Origin of the sequence: Streptomyces silaceus, assembly GCF_001419745.1 — a bacterium.
In the GTDB taxonomy this organism is placed as follows: Bacteria; Actinomycetota; Actinomycetes; order Streptomycetales; family Streptomycetaceae; genus Streptomyces; species Streptomyces silaceus.
Genome location: NZ_LIRJ01000178.1, coordinates 16189 through 33246, shown reverse-complemented (window position 1 = coordinate 33246; position 17058 = coordinate 16189). Strand labels below are relative to the sequence as shown.

General features: G+C 72.6%; 20 protein-coding genes. 8 read left to right on the top strand and 12 right to left on the bottom strand.

Features of this window, described 5'->3' with window-relative positions; genetic code table 11:
* Nucleotides 1–1172: DUF4185 domain-containing protein (locus AOK22_RS17765; RefSeq protein WP_055699650.1), on the top strand; the 1172-nt coding region annotated here is incomplete at its 5' end.
* Here the strand turns inward: AOK22_RS17765 and AOK22_RS17760 are convergent.
* A complete protein-coding gene (locus tag AOK22_RS17760; RefSeq protein WP_055699649.1) occupies nucleotides 1108–2121 on the bottom strand; it encodes a bile acid:sodium symporter family protein in 1014 nt (337 codons plus the stop codon). The two genes, AOK22_RS17765 and AOK22_RS17760, sit on opposite strands and share 65 nt — an antisense overlap.
* A gap of 154 nt (nucleotides 2122–2275) precedes the next feature.
* Between AOK22_RS17760 and AOK22_RS17755 the strand changes: the two genes are divergently transcribed.
* A complete protein-coding gene (locus AOK22_RS17755) occupies nucleotides 2276–3154 on the top strand; it encodes a LysR substrate-binding domain-containing protein (protein WP_055699646.1) in 879 nt (292 codons plus the stop codon).
* Here the strand turns inward: AOK22_RS17755 and AOK22_RS17750 are convergent.
* Nucleotides 3151–4131 carry an Lrp/AsnC family transcriptional regulator gene (locus AOK22_RS17750; RefSeq protein ID WP_055699645.1) on the bottom strand — a complete coding sequence of 327 codons (981 nt, stop codon included), beginning with the start codon at nucleotides 4129–4131 and terminating at the stop codon, nucleotides 3151–3153. The genes AOK22_RS17755 and AOK22_RS17750 overlap by 4 nt on opposite strands.
* A 132-nt stretch (nucleotides 4132–4263) precedes the next feature.
* On the opposite strand from AOK22_RS17750, the gene AOK22_RS17745 reads away from it, so the two are divergent.
* The 3 genes from AOK22_RS17745 to AOK22_RS42795 all read left to right on the top strand — a co-directional run bounded on the left by AOK22_RS17745 (nucleotide 4264) and on the right by AOK22_RS42795 (nucleotide 8276).
* Nucleotides 4264–5772 carry an MFS transporter gene (locus AOK22_RS17745; RefSeq protein WP_055699644.1) on the top strand — a complete coding sequence of 503 codons (1509 nt, stop codon included), beginning with the start codon at nucleotides 4264–4266 and terminating at the stop codon, nucleotides 5770–5772.
* Nucleotides 5773–6131: 359 nt separating this feature from the next.
* Nucleotides 6132–7934, top strand: a complete 1803-nt coding sequence (locus tag AOK22_RS17740; protein WP_055699643.1) for an AMP-dependent synthetase/ligase — start codon at nucleotides 6132–6134, stop codon at nucleotides 7932–7934.
* Between the two features lie 75 nt (nucleotides 7935–8009).
* Nucleotides 8010–8276 carry a hypothetical protein gene (locus AOK22_RS42795; protein ID WP_055699642.1) on the top strand — a complete coding sequence of 89 codons (267 nt, stop codon included), beginning with the start codon at nucleotides 8010–8012 and terminating at the stop codon, nucleotides 8274–8276.
* On the opposite strand, the gene AOK22_RS43730 is transcribed toward AOK22_RS42795, so the two are convergent.
* The gene (locus tag AOK22_RS43730) at nucleotides 8252–8377 is read right to left on the bottom strand and encodes a hypothetical protein (protein ID WP_279617084.1); all 126 of its coding nucleotides are present in this window, start codon (nucleotides 8375–8377) and stop codon (nucleotides 8252–8254) included. The two genes, AOK22_RS42795 and AOK22_RS43730, sit on opposite strands and share 25 nt — an antisense overlap.
* A 386-nt stretch (nucleotides 8378–8763) precedes the next feature.
* Here AOK22_RS43730 and AOK22_RS17725 point away from each other — a divergent pair, with 386 nt between their 5' ends.
* Nucleotides 8764–9399, top strand: coding sequence for a hypothetical protein (locus AOK22_RS17725; RefSeq protein WP_055699640.1), 636 nt, complete (start codon nucleotides 8764–8766; stop codon nucleotides 9397–9399).
* A gap of 46 nt (nucleotides 9400–9445) precedes the next feature.
* Here AOK22_RS17725 and AOK22_RS41485 read toward each other — a convergent pair whose 3' ends face one another.
* A complete protein-coding gene (locus AOK22_RS41485) occupies nucleotides 9446–9601 on the bottom strand; it encodes a hypothetical protein (RefSeq protein WP_157872256.1) in 156 nt (51 codons plus the stop codon).
* The gene (locus AOK22_RS17720) at nucleotides 9594–9965 is read right to left on the bottom strand and encodes a hypothetical protein (RefSeq protein ID WP_055699639.1); all 372 of its coding nucleotides are present in this window, start codon (nucleotides 9963–9965) and stop codon (nucleotides 9594–9596) included. Before AOK22_RS17720 ends, AOK22_RS41485 begins: the two co-directional genes overlap by 8 nt.
* Before the next feature lie 50 nt (nucleotides 9966–10015).
* On the opposite strand from AOK22_RS17720, the gene AOK22_RS17715 reads away from it, so the two are divergent.
* Both AOK22_RS17715 and AOK22_RS17710 read left to right on the top strand, forming a co-directional pair.
* Nucleotides 10016–10438 carry an ATP-binding cassette domain-containing protein gene (locus AOK22_RS17715; protein WP_237773443.1) on the top strand — a complete coding sequence of 141 codons (423 nt, stop codon included), beginning with the start codon at nucleotides 10016–10018 and terminating at the stop codon, nucleotides 10436–10438.
* On the top strand, nucleotides 10435–11226 hold the full coding sequence (locus AOK22_RS17710; RefSeq protein WP_055699638.1) for an ABC transporter ATP-binding protein: 792 nt from the start codon (nucleotides 10435–10437) through the stop codon (nucleotides 11224–11226). Before AOK22_RS17715 ends, AOK22_RS17710 begins: the two co-directional genes overlap by 4 nt.
* On the opposite strand, the gene AOK22_RS17705 is transcribed toward AOK22_RS17710, so the two are convergent.
* From AOK22_RS17705 to pqqA, 7 genes are all read right to left on the bottom strand, one after another.
* Nucleotides 11223–12344 (bottom strand): PQQ-dependent sugar dehydrogenase, encoded by a 1122-nt coding sequence (locus tag AOK22_RS17705; protein WP_055699637.1) that lies wholly within the window; start codon nucleotides 12342–12344, stop codon nucleotides 11223–11225. The genes AOK22_RS17710 and AOK22_RS17705 overlap by 4 nt on opposite strands.
* Nucleotide 12345: 1 nt before the next feature.
* Nucleotides 12346–13362, bottom strand: coding sequence for a chitinase (locus tag AOK22_RS17700; protein WP_055699648.1), 1017 nt, complete (start codon nucleotides 13360–13362; stop codon nucleotides 12346–12348).
* A gap of 88 nt (nucleotides 13363–13450) precedes the next feature.
* Nucleotides 13451–14551, bottom strand: coding sequence for a pyrroloquinoline quinone biosynthesis protein PqqE (gene pqqE, locus AOK22_RS17695; protein ID WP_055699636.1), 1101 nt, complete (start codon nucleotides 14549–14551; stop codon nucleotides 13451–13453).
* Between the two features lie 14 nt (nucleotides 14552–14565).
* Nucleotides 14566–14856 carry a pyrroloquinoline quinone biosynthesis peptide chaperone PqqD gene (gene pqqD / locus AOK22_RS17690; RefSeq protein ID WP_055699635.1) on the bottom strand — a complete coding sequence of 97 codons (291 nt, stop codon included), beginning with the start codon at nucleotides 14854–14856 and terminating at the stop codon, nucleotides 14566–14568.
* Nucleotides 14853–15575, bottom strand: coding sequence for a pyrroloquinoline-quinone synthase PqqC (gene pqqC / locus AOK22_RS17685; protein ID WP_055699634.1), 723 nt, complete (start codon nucleotides 15573–15575; stop codon nucleotides 14853–14855). The genes pqqD and pqqC overlap by 4 nt, the downstream gene beginning before the upstream one ends.
* The gene (gene pqqB, locus AOK22_RS17680) at nucleotides 15572–16480 is read right to left on the bottom strand and encodes a pyrroloquinoline quinone biosynthesis protein PqqB (RefSeq protein ID WP_055699633.1); all 909 of its coding nucleotides are present in this window, start codon (nucleotides 16478–16480) and stop codon (nucleotides 15572–15574) included. Before pqqB ends, pqqC begins: the two co-directional genes overlap by 4 nt.
* A gap of 10 nt (nucleotides 16481–16490) precedes the next feature.
* Nucleotides 16491–16631, bottom strand: a complete 141-nt coding sequence (gene pqqA, locus AOK22_RS39155; protein ID WP_063795286.1) for a pyrroloquinoline quinone precursor peptide PqqA — start codon at nucleotides 16629–16631, stop codon at nucleotides 16491–16493.
* Nucleotides 16632–17058: the final 427 nt, after the last annotated feature.

Genomic DNA, 17058 nt, shown 5'->3' with positions numbered 1-17058 from the left:
CATGCCGCACCGCCCTCCCGGACGACCGGGAGGGCGGTGCGGCATGCCGGCCCCGCACGGTGGCGTCCTGGAACGCCGACGACGAGGTCACCGGGGAGTTCGCGCGCTACGGCGACGACACGGCGCGCACCGACGACTGGACCGGCGGGGACGGCACCCACTCGGTGCGTCTGCCGGACGGACGGCTGCTGTGGCTGTTCTCCGACACCTTCCTCGGGCAGGTCCACGCGCCGCCGAACCCGGCGGGACAGCCGCACACCTGGCGCGACACGAACGCGCCGATGGTCCGCAACTCGGCCGTGGTGATGTCCCGTTCGGGCACCCTCCAGCGGACCCTCGCGGCCCCGCTCTTCGCCGATCCGGCGCCCCAGCAGTGGCGCTGGCCGGTGGCGGCGCGCGTGGAGCCCCGCTCCCCCGGCTCCGAGGAGCGGGTCGTACGCGTCCTGCTGTGGAACCGCATGGCGAGCCAGGGCCCCTGGATCTACGGCGTGCCGCTCGCCACGGAGGTCGCCACGCTCTCGCTGCCCGACCTGCGCGTCGAGGGCATCACGAAGGTCTCCGACCAGCAGGCGGTCGGCGATCCGGTCAAGCGGGTCCTGTACGGCACGACGACGGTCGACGACGACGGCTGGACGTACGTCTTCGGCGGCACGGACGCCCAGGCGACCGCGCGCAGGACCTCCCACGCCTACGTCGCGCGCGTCCCGCACGGCAGGCTCGCCGAGGCCTCCGCGTGGGAGTACTGGGACGGCGAGGAGTGGGGGCACGACGTCACGCCCCGGCCCGTCCTCGGTGACGGCCGGGACAAGGGGGTGGGCAGCGCGTTCACGGTGGTGCGGGACGAGGGGACGTACGTGCTGTTCACGATGGCGGCGGGCACGGAGGGCCTGACGAGGGTCACGTCGTACTGGTCCTGCTCCCCCACCGGGCCCTGGCACGGCCCGGCCAAGGGCTTCGAGGCGCCCCTGCCGCAGGACGGCGCGCCCCGCCAGGACACGGCGGCCTATAACCCGCAGGCCCATCCTGCGCTCGCCGGGGACGGCCGGATCGTCCTCAGCTACGACGTGAACTGGCTGGACGCGACGCCCGCGAACGCGCAGGCGAACATCAGCCGGAACGTGTCGCTGTACCGGCCGCGGTTCGTGTCGCTGCGGCTCGCGGCGGCTCGCTGACGAACTCCTCCGGGTCGCGGGAGCGGCGCTTGGCGATGACCGCGCAGACCATCAGCTGCATCTGGTGGAAGAGCATCAGCGGCAGCACGGCCAGCGAGGCCTGCGCGCCGAACAGGACGCTCGCCATGGGCAGCCCGGCGGCCAGGGACTTCTTCGACCCGGCGAACTGGATGGCGATGCGGTCGGCGCGGCCGAAGCCGAGCCGCTTCGCGCCGTACCAGGTCAGCGCCAGCATGGCCGCGAGCAGCACCGCCTCGACGCCGAGGAGGGCGAGCAGCCGCAGCGGGTGCACCTGGTGCCAGATGCCCTGGACCATGCCCTCGCTGAACGCGGTGTAGACGACGAGCAGGATCGACCCGCGGTCGACGTACCCGAGGATCTTCTTGTGGCGGGCGATGAAGCCGCCCACCCAGCGGCGCAGGAACTGCCCCGCCAGGAACGGCACGAGCAGCTGCAGCACGATCTTGAGGAGCGAGTCGGCGGAGAAGCCGGCCCCGCTGCCGCCGAGCAGCGCCGCCGCGAGCAGCGGGGTGAGCACGATGCCGGCGAGCGAGGAGAAGGAGCCCGCGCAGATCGCCGCGGGGACGTTGCCCCGGGCCATCGAGGTGAAGGCGATGGACGACTGGATCGTCGAGGGCACCAGCGTGAGGAAGAGGAAGCCGCTGTAGAGCGCGGGCGTCAGGACGTACGGGACGAGGCCCTTCGCCGCGAGCCCGAGCAGCGGGAACGCGACGAACGTGCAGAGCAGGACCGTGACGTGCAGCCGCCAGTGCTTGAGTCCGTCGAGCGCCTCGCGGGTGGACAGCCGCGCGCCGTAGAGGAAGAAGAGCAGCGAGACGGCGGCGGTGGAGGCGCCGGAGGCGACATCGGCCGCGGTGCCGCGGGCGGGCAGGAGGGCCGCGACGCCCACGGTCGCGAGCAACGCCACGATGTACGGGTCGACCGGCATCCAGGACGGCCACTTCAGGCGTTTCACGGTGCTCCATGCTCTCGGTGCGGGGACGTGCCCTTTCCATGATCCTCCTGTGGGGCGTGATCGGGAATCCCGCACACCGCTCTGACTGTCATCACGTTTCGCGATGAGCGGGTCTAGGCTGGTCCGCGTGTACGACCCCGCGCAGCTCCGTACGTTCCTCGCGGTCGCCCAGACGCTGAGCTTCACGCGGGCCGCCCGCCGCCTCGGCCTGCGCCAGTCGACCGTCAGCCAGCACGTGCGCCGTCTGGAGGACGCCACCGGGCGCCAGCTCTTCACGCGCGACACGCACAGCGTGGAGCTGACCGAGGACGGCGAGGCCCTGCTCGGCTTCGCCCGCCGGATCCTCGCGGCGCACGAGCAGGCGGCGGCGTTCTTCACCGGGCGGCGCCTGCGCGGGCGGCTGCGGTTCGGGGCGTCGGAGGACTTCGTCCTGACCCATCTCACCGACATCCTGGAGTCCTTCCGGCAGGAGCACCCCGACGTCGACCTGGAGCTGACCGTCGAGCTCTCGGGCACGCTGCACAAGCGGCTGGACGCGGGCAAGCTCGACCTGGTGCTCGCCAAGCGCCGCCCGGAGGACCCGCGCGGCGAGCTGGTCTGGCACGACGACCTGGTCTGGATCGGCGCCGAGCGGCTGCGCCTCGACCCCGAGCGCCCGGTGCCGCTGATCGTCTATCCGCCGCCCGGCATCACCCGCGCCCTCGCCTTCGAGGCGCTGGAGCGGCGCGGCCGCGCCTGGCGGGTGGCCTGCACGAGCGGCAGCCTGAACGGCCTGGTGGCGGCGGCGCGCGCGGGTCTCGGCGTGATGGCGCACTCGCGCGGCCTGATCCCGCCGGGTCTGGTCCGGGTGCCCGACCGGGCGGGTCTTCCGGAGCTCGGCTCGGTCGACTTCGTGCTCCTGCACGGCGAGCGGCGCGCCTCCGCGCAGGACGCGGCGGACGCGCTGGCGGCGGCGGTCCTGGCGGGCGGCGACCGGCTGCACCGGGGGCGGCGCCGGGCGGACTAGCGCGCCGGGCGCGGGTAGGTGAGCTGCTTGAAGCGGCGCAGATAGGGCGCCGACTCCACGTGGCGCACCCCCTCCAGCGTGCCGAGGCGCGCGCTCAGATAGGCGTAGAGCTCGGCGGTGTCGCGGGTGACGACGCTCGCCATCAGGTTGGCGGGGCCGGTGATGGCGGAGACGTGGGCGACCTCGGGGTGCTCGGCCATCGCCCGGCCGACCGCGTCGAGCGCGCCGGGGTCGGCGGTCACCCAGAGCATGGTGGCGGCGGAGAAGCCGAACCGGTCGGTGTCGTACTCGGTGTCGATGTAGAGCGCGCCGGAGTCGAGGAGCGCCGCGACGCGGCGTTTGACGGAGGACTCGGAACGGCCGGTGAGCCGCTGGAGTTCGGGGTAGGTGACGCGGCCGTCGGCCTTCAGCGCCGCGATGAGGGGTTCGTCCTCGGGCGTGAGGCGGACCGGGCCCGCCTCGCCCGGCCGCACCGCGGGGCGCAGCGCGGCGGCCTGGGCGTCGGTGAGCGGGCGGTGCTTGCCGATCCAGCCGGTGCGGCCGCCGTAGAAGCGGTGCAGCAGCTGGTGCGCGGTGATCTCGATGATCTGCCGGGTGCGCAGGAGCTTGCCGAAGACGAGGTCGTCGTGGTCGCCCTGGGTGCGGGGCATCGTCATGCAGACCACCTCGGTGCCGGCCGACATGAGGTGCACCCAGGTGGTGTCGGGGCGACGGGCCAGGGCCGCCCCGATGGCCTCGGCACCCTCCGGGGCGCAGCGCAGCCGCAGCATCCACTGGTCGCGGCCGAGCCGGTCGGTGTCGCGGACGCCGACCACGCGCAGGCCCACCTCGGCGCCCATGCGGCGGAAGCGGCGGGCGACGGTCTGGTCGGAGACGCCGAGGACCGCGGCGATACGGCTGAAGGGGGCCCGGCCGTCGATCTCCAGGGCGTGCAGGAGTTTGAGGTCCAGCTCGTCGAAGACTTCGGAATCGCCCATCGGAGGCCCCCTCGATGTCGGATGACGGCGCTTGAGGATCCCCAGGCACCGGGATCGCCCGCCGTCGCCCCATCGTACGAGGGCACGCACACCCGGTGCGCGCCACGAGGACGACGAAGGAAGAAGAAGGCCATGCGCAGATGGGGGCCGCTCACGGCGGTGTCGCTGGGGACGTTCATGCTCTTGCTGGACGTGACGATCGTGGTCGTGGCCCTGCCCGACATGGCGCGGGCGCTCGACGCCTCGCTGAGCGATCTGCAGTGGGTCATCGACGGCTACGCGCTCGCGCTGGCCGCGCTGCTCCTGGGTGTCGGCGCCGCCGCCGACGTGCTCGGCAGACGGCGGCTCAACGTCGTGGGCACCGCGCTGTTCGCGCTGGCCTCGCTGGGCTGCGGCCTCGCGTCGGACGCGGACGTGCTGGTGGCCGCGCGTGCGCTCCAGGGCCTCGGCGCCGCCGCGATGTTGGCCACGACGCTGCCGCTGCTCGGCGCCGCCTACCAGGGCCGGGACCGGTCGGTCGCGCTCGGTGTGTGGGGCGCGGTGAGCGGGGCGTCGGCCGCGCTCGGGCCGATCGTGGGCGGGGTGCTCACCGAGGGGCCCGGCTGGCGCTGGATCTTCTTCGTGAACCTGCCGGTGAGCGTGGCGTCGGTGTGGCTGACGCTGCGCGTGGTTCCGGAGTCGCGGGGCCCGGCGGGACGGCGGGTGGACTGGGCGGGCACGGCGGCGTTCGCGTGCTTCGCCGGAGCGGGTACGTACGGTGTGCTGCGCGGCGGCGCGGACGGCTGGGCGTCGGCGGTCACCGGCACGTCGTTCGCGGTCTCGGCGCTCGCGCTGCTCTGCTTCGTCCTGGTCGAGCGGCGCGTGGCGCACCCGCTCCTGGATCTGCGGCTGCTGCGCAGGCCCGCGTTCACGGGGGTGCTGCTCGGTGCGGCCGGCTACAACGCGGCGGCCTTCGGCGTCATCCCGTACCTCTCCATCTGGCTGCAGACCGTGCTGGGCATGAGCCCGGTGCGCGGCAGTCTGGTGCTGCTGCCGCTGGCCGCGACGTCGTTCGTGGTGGCGGCGGTCGGCGGGCGGCTGCTGCACGGGGTGGCGCCGCGCCTGGTCGTCGGCGTGGGACTGCTGCTGATCGGGGCGGGCGGGCTGTGCATGGCGGTGCTGGACGCGGGGTCGTCGTGGGGGGCGCTCACGCCGGGGCTGACGCTCGCGGGGATCGGCGCGGGTCTGGTGGCGCCCGCCCTCGCGGGGGCGGCGCTCGCCGAGGTGCCGCCGGCGCACGCCGGGATGGCGGGCGGCGCGGTGAACACGTTCCGCCAGCTCGGGTACGCGCTCGGGGTCGCCCTGTTCGGGACGGTACTGACCTCCGGCATGCGGGACTCGCTCGGCCGTGAGGCGGCGCACGCCGTCGCGGGCGGCGGCGCCGAGGCGCTGCGGGGCGCGGTCCCCGGGCACACCGTGCGCGCGGCCTTCGCCTCGGGCCTGAACGGGGCGTCGCTGGCGGCGGGCGTGGTGGGCCTGGTCGCCGGGGTCCTCGTGCTGGTGATGGTGCGGTCGACGGGGCGTCCGGCGGGCGCGGCGACGCCGGTCGCGGCCTCGGGAACTCCCGAGCGGGTCCCGCGCGTTCAGGAGGAGGCGCGGTGACGTGACGGTACGGGGGCGGTCCCGGCTCGTGGGCCGTGACCGCCCCGTACGCCGTGTCCGCCCCGTACGCCGTGCCACGTGCCCGCCTCGTACGACGTGACCGCCTCGTACGGATTTCCCCCGAAGCCCGTGACTGCTGCGTACAGATTCGGTGGAGATTACGCCTCCGAAACTTACTCCTGCGTAAGTAAGTTGTCCGACCCTTCCCCTTGTGGCCGTATTTCAGCGGCTGACCTGTGCCGATGGTCCGTACCCACCGCGCCTGAACCCTCTCCCGAAGGCGCGCGGGGTGGGGTACGGTCACGGCGCTGTGCGGAGCGCCACGAGGAGCATCATTGCGCGAGTTCACGAACCCTCCGATGGCGTCGGCGCCGCTGGTGGGCGGCCTGGCCGACGCCGTGTTCGACCATGCCCTCGAGGACCCGCTGCGCATCGCGTTCGGCCGCAAGGACACCGGGGGCGTCTGGCGCGACGTGACCTCGGGCGAGTTCCGTGACGAGGTGCTCGGCCTGGCCAAGGGGCTGATCGCCCAGGGCGTGCGGTTCGGCGACCGCGTCGCCGTCATGTCCCGCACCCGCTACGAGTGGACGCTGTTCGACTTCGCCCTGTGGAGCATCGGCGCCCAGGTCGTGCCGATCTACCCGACCTCCTCGGCCGAGCAGGTCTTCTGGATGCTGCACGACGCGCAGGTCTCGGCCGCGATGGTCGAGCACGAGGACCACGCGATGACGATCGGCTCGGTGATCGACCGGCTGCCGCAGCTGCGCCGGCTGTGGCAGCTGGACGCCGACGCGGTGGGCGAACTGAACGGCGCGGGGCGGGACATCGACGACGACGTGGTGCACCGCCACCGCCGCGCGGTCACGCCCGACTCGATCGCCACGATCATCTACACCTCCGGCACCACGGGCCGCCCCAAGGGCTGTCTGATCTCGCACGCGAACTTCATGTTCGAGGCGGACGTGATGGTGGGGCGCTGGGAGCCGGTCTTCCACTCCAAGCGCGGCGACGAGGCGACCACGCTGCTCTTCCTGCCGCTGGCGCACGTCTTCGGCCGGATGGTGCAGGTCGCGGGCGTCCGCGGCCGGGTCAAGCTCGGCCATCAGCCGAACCTCAACGCGGCGGCGCTGCTGCCCGACTTCGCCGCGTTCCGGCCCTCGTTCGTCCTGGCCGTGCCGTACATCTTCGAGAAGGTCTTCAACGCGGCGCGGCGCAAGGCGGAGAAGGACGGCAAGGCGGGCGCGTTCGACAAGGCGGTGGAGTGCGCCGTGCGGTACGCGGACGCGATGGAGGCCAGGGCCTTCGGGACGGGCCCCGGCCCCTCGGCGGGGCTGCGCATGCAGCACCAGCTCTTCGACAAGCTCGTCTACTCCAAGGTGCGCGAGGCACTGGGCGGCCGGGTGCGGCACGCGATGTCCGGCGGCTCGGGCATGGACCGCAGGCTCGGCCTGTTCTTCGCGGGCGCGGGCGTGACGATCTACGAGGGGTACGGCCTGACCGAGTCGACGGCCGCCGCCACCGCCAACCCGCCCGAGCGCACCCGCTACGGCACGGTCGGCCAGGCCATCCCCGGCACCACCGTGCACATCGCGGAGGACGGCGAGGTCTGGCTGCACGGCGGGAACGTCTTCCAGGGCTACCTCAACGACCCCAAGGCCACCGACGCCACCGTGCTCGACGGCTGGCTGGCCACCGGCGACCTGGGCTCGCTCGACGAGGACGGCTATCTGACGATCACCGGGCGCAAGAAGGAGATCCTGGTGACCTCCGGCGGCAAGAGCGTCTCACCGGCCCAGCTGGAGGAGCGGGTGCGCGACCACCCGCTGGTCGCCCAGTGCATCGTCGTCGGCAACGACCGGCCCTACATCGCGGCGCTCGTCACGCTGGACGCGGAGGCCGTGGAGCACTGGCTCACGATGCGCCGCAAGCCGATGCTGCCGCCGAGCGAGCTGGTGCGCGACCCGGACCTGGAGACGGAGGTGCGGCGGGCCGTCGTCGCCGCCAACACCCTGGTCTCGCAGGCCGAATCGATTCGTACGTTCCGCATACTGGCCCATCAGTTCTCCGAGGAGCACGGGCTGCTCACGCCCTCCCTGAAGCTGAAGCGCAAGGCCATCGAGCAGGCGTATGAGGCAGAGGTCCAGGCGCTGTACCGGTCCTGAAACGGCCGCCGGGCGACCGGTCGCGGGCCACGGGACGACTATCCGACGGCTCATCAATTACCGACGCGTCAGTTATTGACGGTTCGTCAGGTCACGCTCGGAATCAGCCCCGCTTCGACCGCCAGCGGCTACAGCAAGAAGGACACCGGCCTCGGCGCGAAGGCCCGCTTCGACCGCGCCAACGCCGAGGGCGGCGTGCAGGGACTGAAGAAGGTCACCGGCGGCGCCAAGGGCAGGTCCGTGGCGATCCTCGCCAACGACAACGACGCGGGCACCTTCGCCATCCGCACCTACAAGCAGTCCTTCGCTGCGGCCGGTTACCAGGTCACGTACGCCAAGTAGACGGTCCCCGCCACCTCGGTGCCGAGCGACTGGTCGGCGTACACCAAGGAGATCCTGCGCTCCGACGGCGGCAAGGCGCCGGACGCCGTCGTCTGCGTCATGCAGACCCCGTACAACATCGGGCTCTTCACGGCCGTCAAGCGCGCCGGGTTCAAGGGCGTCATCACCGACCCCACCGACTGCGACCCGGGGCTGCTCGCCAAGAGCGCGACCAAGAAGGCGCTGGACGGGGTGCACGCCCTCCTGGCCTTCCAGCCCTTCGAGAGCTTCAGCTATGAGCTCTCCGATCAACTCGGCTTGCGGGCTGCATTTCCGCGCTCCACGTCCTCGTCGTACAGATCAGTCACCTCTCGCGCCTGGGTCAGGATCGCGATCACGCGCTGCGTGATCTCGGGATCGTTCACACGGAGAGCCTCGCATAGCCCCTCTCCCCCGCCTGCCGCTTCTGCCCTATGGTGTCCCGATCAGCTCAACCCTGGGGGGACGTATGCGCGTTCGCGCCACCGCAGCCACGATCCTGCTCCTCACCGCGCTTACCGCATGCGGCAGCGATGACGGCGACCCCGACGAGAGGTCGGCCGCCAAGAAGGACCCAGCGTCGAAACAGGTCGACTGCGCGGACGAGGGCCTCAGCCAGAAGGAGTGGATGGACCACTGCGCCGAGGACGGCTCTGGCACGGGCGGGGACGGGACCGACGAGCACGCTACGAGCCTGAAGTTCGGCGAGACGTACACGTGGCCCGACGGCATCAAGGTCAGCATCGTCGAGGCGCGAACCTTCACCGACTACGACTCCGAGCTGGGCGAGTCCCCCGAACCCGGAGGTCGGGACTTCCGTCTGAAGGTCAAGGTCACCAACGGATCCCAGCAGCCCTTCGCTCTCGACAGCCTGACCACCCTGGTAGAGGGCGCCACGAACGGTGGGCAAGCCAGGGTGGCAATGCTCGAACGGGGATCGGACCCGCTTGAAGGGCGTCTAGGCGCAGGAGTCACGGCAACGAAGACCGACGACAACGCGCTGAAGACCAAGTACGGACGAAAGATCATCGTTACCGTACAGCGAGACAGCAACGACTTCGCCTCGGAGGAACCGCCCGAGTTCAGCGGGACGATCAAAGACTGACTGAACGCCGAAACGCCCCCGCCCCTGCACGAGGCAGGGGCGTCAGCTACTCCGTCAGCTCTTCCGGCAGTACGTCCGGTTCCAGGAACAGTCCCTCATAGCTGGGTTCGGGTGGCGGGTCGGCGAGGCCGAGTCGGACGAGGCTCGGTATGTCGCCGGCCGATTCGTCGACGCGACGGTCCATAGGGCGCGGTTCAGGCATGAGGGTTCCTCAGGCGTCGATGTGACGGATATACCGGGCGGCCCGCTCCGACATCGGCTCTGCGGCCGGGGGGCTCCGTGCCCTGCTTCCTGATGTGCGTGACCAGGCTGCGCACCCGGAAGAGCAGCCAGCCGATCGCTTCGCCCTGGTCGGAAATGCGTTCCCGCTGCTTCTCTGCCTCGGTCTCCTGGTGCTGGATGCGCTTCTCCAGACGTTCGATCGCCTTGCCCTGCTGCTCCGTGACAGCGAGGAAGTCATCGCGGTTCTCCTGACGCTTCGTGCGCCGGGCGGAGCGGGCAGCGACCGCGCCGCCTCCGGCGCAGACGAGGGCCGGGGCGGCCTGTACCCAGGTGTCCACCGTCATGAGCTCACCACTCCCTTGACGCGGGGCTGCTCGCACCCGCCCGCGGCCATGTGTACGTCGCCGGCCGCGACGCCGTGTACGAGCGGTTCGCGGGCCTCGCCGCCCGGCGCAGGGTGGCGGCGGGTTCCCTCTCGGGCGGCGAGCAGCAACTGCTCGCCCTCGCACCGCTGTTGCAGCGCCCGCCGAAGGTGCTGATCGCCGACGAGCCCTCGCTGGGCCTCGCGCCGCGCGTGGTCGACGACGTGTTCCGGCTCCTGGTCGAACTCCGCGAGGCGGGCACGGGGCTGCTCCTGGTGGAGGAGAAGGCCGCCGAGATCCTCGGGGTCGCCGACACCGTGGCGTATCTGGCGCAGGGCCGCGTCTCCTGGTGCGGCCCCCGCTCCGAGGTGCGCGCGGACCGGCTCACGGAGGCGTACCTGGGCATGGCCGCGGGCGACGGGGAGCCGACGACGAAGGGAGCGGGGCGGTCGTGAGCGAACAGCGGGAGTGCGTCCTGGAGGCCGCGGGCGTCGGCGTCCGCTTCGGCGGGGTCCGGGCCCTCGACGGCGTGGACCTGACCGTCCGCGCCGGTGAGGTGTGCGGGCTCATCGGGCCCAACGGTGCGGGAAAGACGACCTTGTTCGACGTCCTGTCGGGCATCCGCGGGCCCGACGCGGGCCGGGTGCTGCTCGACGGGGCCGACGTCACGCGCCGCTCCCCCGTGTGGCGCGCCCGCCACGGCATGCGCCGCACCTTCCAACGGCAGCAGCTCTTCGGCCAGTTGACCGTCGCCGACAACCTCGTGGTCGCGCAGGAATGGCGGGGCGGGGGCGGCGGGTTCGCGGCCGACCTGCTGGCCGCGCCCACCCGGCGCGCACCAGAGGCGGAGCGGCGCGCACGGGCCGCCGCCGTGCTGCGCGAGTGCGGCCTGGACGCGCTCGCCGGGCAGTACGCGGGCGCGCTGTCGACGGGCCTGGCCCGCATGGTGGAGCTGGCGCGCGCGGTCGCGGACCCGCCCCGGGTGCTGCTCCTGGACGAGCCGGCGTCCGGGATGACGGCCGACGAACACCGGTACCTGTCGGCCGTCATCCGTCATCTGGCGGACGAGGAGGGCTGCGCGGTGCTGCTCGTCGAGCACAACGTCGCCTTCGTCATGGAGCTGTGCGCCCGCGTCGTCGTCCTCGACCTGGGCCGGGTCCTCGCCCAGGGCACGGCGGCCGAGGTACGCGCCGATCCGCGGGTGCGGGACGCCTACCTCGGCACGAGCGGCACCACCGGCTAGCCGATCGGCACACGGAAGATCTTGTCGGAGCCGTCGGCCTGGCCGCCGTTGGCGTCGGCGTTGGTGGTGGACAGCCACAGTTCCTCGGCGCCGGGCACGGCGGTGACCGCGCGCAGGCGGCCGTACTCACCGACGTAGTAGGCCTTCGCGGTGCCGACGTCCTCGTTGTCGGCGTCGATCGGTATGCGCCACAGGCGTTTGCCCTTCAGCGCCGCCATGTAGACGGCGCCGTCGACGATCGCGACGCCGCTCGGAGAGGCCTCGGCCACGCCCCAGGTCTTCTTGGGGTTGGTCATGCCGGCGACCGTGCACTCGCCCTCGCAGGTGGGCCAGCCGTAGTTCCCGCCCGGCTTGATGAGGTTCAGCTCGTCCTTCTTGGCGTCGCCCAGCTCCGCCTCCCAGAGCCTTCCCCGGCTGTCGAAGGCGATGCCCTGGGGGTTGCGGTGGCCGAGGCTGTAGGCGTAGTTGCCGAAGGGGTTGCCGGGGGCCGGTTCGCCGTCCCTCGTCATCCGCAGGATCTTGCCGTTGAGGGAGTTCTTGTCCTGGGCGAGCGGCTTGTCCTGGGCGTCGCCGGTGGTGGCGTAGAGGTAGCCGTCGGGGCCGAAGGCCAGGCGTCCGCCGTTGTGGTACTTGTTCTTCTTGATCCCCTTCAGCAGCGGTTCGTAGCCGGTGAGCGCCGTGCCGTCGTACGTCATGCGGGCGACGCGATTGCCCTCGGACGAGGTGTGCATCACGTACACGTAGTGGTTGGTGGCCCAGTCCGGGTCGACGGCGACGCCCATGAGGCCGCCCTCGCCGCCGGTGGTCTGCGACTCGGGGACGGTGCCGAGCTGCTTCTTGTCCTTGCCGTCCTTGGAGACCCGCCACACCCGGAAGTCGTCGCGCTCGGTGACCAGCGCGCCCGATCCGTCGGGCAGCCAGGAGGTGCCCCAGGGGATGGTCCAGCCGGTGGAGAGGGTCTCGGGAGCTCCCGGCTCGCCGGCCGCGGCGGCCGGGGCGGCCGGCGCCGGTCTCGCCGTCGCGGCCGGGACGGCGCCGACGGCCAGCGCGCCGGCCGCCACCGCGGCGCCCGCCGCCACGAGCACCGCCCTCTTCTTGGTCTGCCTGCGGTGACTCATCTCAGCCTCCGTACTGGGCGACGATCTTGGTGAAGTCGTACGGGGCCTGCGCGACGCCGCTGCAGGAGTCCCCGGCGTCGCCGCCCGAGCCGCAGGCGCGGTCGCGGTTGACGGCCCAGTAGGCGAAGCGCGCGATGTGGTGCTCCTTGGCGTACGCGAGGATCTTCTTGAAGTCGGCCGTGGTGACCGTCTCGCCCGCCACGTCGGTCTTGCCGTTCATGGAGGAGATGCCGATGTGCTTGTACGCGTCGGCGTCGCTGTAGCCGTAGGCGCTCTTGACCGTGCTCTTGAGGCCTTCCATGGCGCTGACGGAGGCGTCGCCCATGGTGCCGGTGTGCCCGCCGAAGTCGAACGGCATGATCACCCAGGCGTCGTTGGCGAGCCCCGCGGCGGCGCCCCGCTTGATGAGGTCCTTGCCGGTGGCGTCCGGACCCTGCGGGGTCGTGCCCAGGGTCACATAGGTGACGAGACCCGGGTTCTTCGTCTTGACGATCTTGAGGGCGTCGACGACGCGCTGGCGCACGGTGGCGTTGCCGAACTCGGTGTTCTCGATGTCGATGTCGAACGCCTTCAACTTGTAGGCGTCGATGACCTTTTGATACGCGCCCGCGAGCGCGGTGGCGCTGCCGCACTTCTCGCCGAGCTTGGCGCCGCTCCAGCCGCCGACGGAGACGACGATGTCGCCGCCCGCGCCGCGGATGGACTTGATGGCGGCCTCGTCGGAGCCGCCCTTCAGCGGACGGCTGCCGTCCCAGGCCGGGTTGCAGCCGCCGTCGGACAGGACGAAGGCGAGCGTGAACCACTTGACGCCGGTCGCGGCCATCACGTCCGTGGGCTTTTGCGGGTTGCCCCAGCCGAGGTACTCGTAGGGCGCCGCGTGAAGGGTGCCGGACGCCTTCACGGCGGGCGTCGGCGTGGCCTGCGCGGCCGGCTGACCGGCCAGGGTCAGCGCCGCAGCGCCGGTCAGGGCGCCGACGGCGGCCAGGGCGACGGTCTTTCTGCGGGGGGTGCGGGACATCACGTGGGCTCACCTCTCTGCAATGTCAGGAAGGTTTCCTGACAGTCGATGGACGCAAGGGCCCCAAGGCCCGTGCGGGTCAGGGGACTTACGGGAGGGCGGTGTGCGTGCGGTACGCGTAGCGGGGCGGGGCCTTCGCGGGGTCGCGTACGTCGTCCACCAGCGCGCGGACCACGCCGTGGTCCGGGGAGCGGTGGCAGGCGGGATCGGTGCGGGTGGCGTCGCCGGTCAGGGCGTACGCCTGGCAGCGGCAGCCGCCGAAGTCGACGGTGCGCAGCTCGCAGCTCCGGCAGGGATCACGCATCCACGCCTCGCCGCGATGACGGTTGAACGCGTCGGACTCCCGCCAGATCCAGGCCAGTTCGTGCTCGGTGACCCGGGCCGCGGCCGTTCCGAGCAGGTCGGCCGCGGCGGGGCACGGCAGCACGGTGCCGTCGGGGGTGACGGTCAGCGAGAGGGCGCCCCAGCCGCCCATGCAGGGTTTCGCGACGCCGTCGACGTAGTCGGGCGCCACCCACACCAGCTCCATGCGCCCCGCGAGCCGCTCCCGCCACCGCTCGACCCGCGTGCGGGCCCGCGCGACCTGGGCGCGGTCGGGCAGCAGGGCGTCGCGGTTGCGCAGGGCCCAGCCGTAGAACTGGGCATGGGCCAGCTCGATGCGGTCGGCGCCCCAGGACAGGGCGAGCTCCACGAGGCCGTCGAGCGCGTCGAGGTTGCCGCGGTGCAGGACGGCGTTGAGCCCGAGCGGCAGCCCGGCCTCGCCGATGATCCGCGCGGCCCGCTCCTTGGCGGTGAACGCCCGTGCCCCCGCGATGCGTTCGGCGGCCTCGGGGTCGGTGTGCTGCACGGACAGCTGGACGCTGCGCAGCCCGGCCCCGACGAGCCGGGCGAGGCGTTCCTCGTGCAGGCCGACGCCGCTGGTCACGAGCTGGGTGTGGATGCCCGCGCCGTCGGCCGCCGCGACGATGTCGACGAGGTCGCGGCGCAGCAGGGGTTCCCCGCCGGACAGATGGGTCTGCACCACGCCGAGGCCGGCGGCCTGCGCGAAGACGTCGGCCCATTGATTGGTCGTCAGTTCAGCTGCCCGTGCCGTGAGTTCCAGCGGGTTGGAGCAGTAGGCGCAGCGCAGGGGGCAGCCGTGGGTGAGTTCGGCGAGGAGCGCCCAGGGCGGGTCGGGGGGCGCCGCCATCCCCCGCGGTCCGGTCACCGCAGCCACCCCTCAGACCTCAACTGCTGGAGAAACGCCGGGACTTCCTCGGCGACGGGCGCATCGGGGTGGCGTCGCAGGAGTTCGGCGACGATGCCGGCGACGTCCAGCTCGCCGTCGCACAGGCCGACGATGGAGCCGGCGGCGCCGCGCAGGACGACCACCCGCTCGGGGAGCACCAGCAGGTCGACGCCGCGCACCCGGTCATGCCGGAGCAGCACCGAGCGGGCCAGCTCCGGCCGCCAGCCGCCGCACGGGGCGTCGCACACGGTGTCGTGGGCGCTCATCCGGCACCTCCGGGTCCGCGGTCGACGGCGTCGAGCAGCGACCAGAGCACATCGCACTTGAACGCGAGCGCGGCGACGGCCCGCTCCTGTTCCGCACGGGTGCGCGCCCAGGACCGGACGAGGGCGAGCGCCTCCTGCCCGTCGCGGCTGCCCTGCCCGACGCGCGTACGGAAGTAGCCGAGCCCCTCGGCGTCGAGCCACGGGTAGTGCCGCTCGAACGCGGCGATCCTGGTCCGCATCAGGTCGGGCGCGGACAGTTCGGTGAGCGAGGCGGCGACGGCGTCGAGCGCGGGCCGAAGCCGGCAGAAGTTGACGTAGCCGTCGACGGCGAGCCGCACGCCGGGCAACACCCTTGCGGAGTCGCGGAGTTGGCTCCTCTCCAGCCCGGCGGCCTCGCCGAGCCGCAGCCAACGCTCGATGCCGCCCTCGCCGTCCCGCTCGCCGTCGTGGTCGCGGATCCTGCGCAGCCAGGAGCGGCGCAGCGCGGGGTCGTCGAACTTGGCGAGGATCAGGGCGTCCTTGACGGGGATGTGCCGCTGGTAGTGGAACCGGTTGGCGATCCAGCGGCGCACCTCCTCACGAGTGAGGGCACCCTCATGCATGCGTACGTTGAAGGGGTGGCGGTCGTGGTAGCGCTCGGCGGAGACGGCGCGCAGCCGGTCCGTGAGCTCGTCGGGGGTCCAGGGGTCCGCCGGTGCCGCCGGGGCCGTGGTCGTCACAGCTCGATCACCATCCCGTCCGCGGCGACCTCGATGCCCCACTCCGCGAGGAGCTTGTACTGCTCGGCGTGCGGGTCGCCGAGGGGGTTGGTGTTGTTGAGGTGGGTGTAGAGGACCCGGCCGGGCAGCCCGGCCAGACGGTGGGCCGTGCCGGTGGGGCCCGCGATGGGGCGGTGTCCCATGGCGGTGGCGGTGCGGGCGGTGAATCCGGCGTGGACCGGTTCGTCGTCGTCCCAGAAGGTGCCGTCGACGAGGACGCAGTCGGCGTCGCGGGCGGCCGCGTCGAAGGCGTCGCTCCAGGCGGCGAGGGACGGGGCGTAGAGGGCGGTGGCGCCGGTGGCGGAGTCGGTCAGGCGCAGGGCGACGGACCAGGTGTCCGCGTCGGGGCCCGTCCCCGCGGCGTAGCGCGGGCGCTTGGCCGAAACCGGCAGGGCGTCGACGTGGATGTGCGAGCCCGCGCCCAGCGGCAGGGCGTGCCCGGGTGTCAGTTCCCGCCACCGTACGCGCGTGTAGGGCTCCAGGACGGTGTCGAGCCGCAGCCCCTCGCGCACGGCGTCGCGCACGGGCGCGGTCGCGAGGACCTCGACGCCGTCGCGGGCCTCGCGCAGCCGGGCAAGGCCGAGGGTGTGGTCGAGTTCGGCGTCGGTGAGGACGACCCCGGCGACCGGGGTGCGCCGCGCGTCGGGGCCCGCGCCGGGGTGCAGGGCCGGGGTGGCCTCGATCTGGTCGGCGAGGTCGGGGGTGGCGTTGACGAGGTACCAGCGGTCCTCGCCCGCGTGGACGGCGAGTGCGGCGTGCCGGCGGCGGCGCTCCGGGTGGGCGCGTGCCCCGGTGCACCCGGGGCACGCGCAGTTCCACTGGGGCAGTCCGCCGCCCGCCGCGGTGCCGAGCACCTGCAGCTGCATGGCGGCGGGTCTACCGGTCGGCGAGGCGGTAGGCGGTGACCTCGAGGGCGGTGTCGACGATCGCGTACTCGGGGGTCTGCCAGCCGGTGGCGTCGGCGTCGGGCCGGCGCACGGGCTCATGGGTGGTCTGGTGCTGGTCGTCGCTGTGCATGTCGGTGCCTTTCCTGAAGATGTGGGGTTCAGGGGCGAGCCGGTGGGGGCACGGGGTGGTGCGGGGCAGCGGCGGCGCGGACGCCGCATGCGATCACGGCGGATCCAGTGCGCTCACGGCGGATGCCGTGGGCGTCACCGGGAAGCCGGCCGCGTTCACATGGGTGTCCTGCGTTCACTGTTGTGCCATAGGGTCCCGGGGTGACGGGACACCGTCAATGGTCCGGACCGACCAATTCCTGTTTCCGGCTCGACTTCCGGCCACATGGACGGCGGGGCAGGGGCCCGCGGAGGCCTCGCGGCGCCGCGCGCGGGAGCCCTCCCGGCATCCCGCTCGAGGTGGTCTCCGGCGTCCCGCCCGGGATCCGGCACAGGTCACCCGGCGGACCAGGAATGCGACACCACCCCTGATCGTTGACCATGGAAGT

Coding starts and splice junctions, on each gene's coding strand:
- AOK22_RS17760 (WP_055699649.1), bottom strand. CDS start 2,121: ATGCCGGTCGACCCGTACATCGTGGCGTTGCTCGCGACCGTGGGCGTC.
- AOK22_RS17750 (WP_055699645.1), bottom strand. CDS start 4,131: ATGGGCGATTCCGAAGTCTTCGACGAGCTGGACCTCAAACTCCTGCAC.
- AOK22_RS17745 (WP_055699644.1), top strand. CDS start 4,264: ATGCGCAGATGGGGGCCGCTCACGGCGGTGTCGCTGGGGACGTTCATG.
- AOK22_RS17740 (WP_055699643.1), top strand. CDS start 6,132: ATGGCGTCGGCGCCGCTGGTGGGCGGCCTGGCCGACGCCGTGTTCGAC.
- AOK22_RS43730 (WP_279617084.1), bottom strand. CDS start 8,377: ATGACGCAGACGACGGCGTCCGGCGCCTTGCCGCCGTCGGAGCGCAGG.
- AOK22_RS17725 (WP_055699640.1), top strand. CDS start 8,764: ATGCGCGTTCGCGCCACCGCAGCCACGATCCTGCTCCTCACCGCGCTT.
- AOK22_RS41485 (WP_157872256.1), bottom strand. CDS start 9,601: ATGCCTGAACCGCGCCCTATGGACCGTCGCGTCGACGAATCGGCCGGC.
- AOK22_RS17720 (WP_055699639.1), bottom strand. CDS start 9,965: ATGACGGTGGACACCTGGGTACAGGCCGCCCCGGCCCTCGTCTGCGCC.
- AOK22_RS17705 (WP_055699637.1), bottom strand. CDS start 12,344: ATGAGTCACCGCAGGCAGACCAAGAAGAGGGCGGTGCTCGTGGCGGCG.
- AOK22_RS17700 (WP_055699648.1), bottom strand. CDS start 13,362: ATGTCCCGCACCCCCCGCAGAAAGACCGTCGCCCTGGCCGCCGTCGGC.
- pqqE (WP_055699636.1), bottom strand. CDS start 14,551: ATGGCGGCGCCCCCCGACCCGCCCTGGGCGCTCCTCGCCGAACTCACC.
- pqqD (WP_055699635.1), bottom strand. CDS start 14,856: ATGAGCGCCCACGACACCGTGTGCGACGCCCCGTGCGGCGGCTGGCGG.
- pqqB (WP_055699633.1), bottom strand. CDS start 16,480: ATGCAGCTGCAGGTGCTCGGCACCGCGGCGGGCGGCGGACTGCCCCAG.
- pqqA (WP_063795286.1), bottom strand. CDS start 16,631: ATGCACAGCGACGACCAGCACCAGACCACCCATGAGCCCGTGCGCCGG.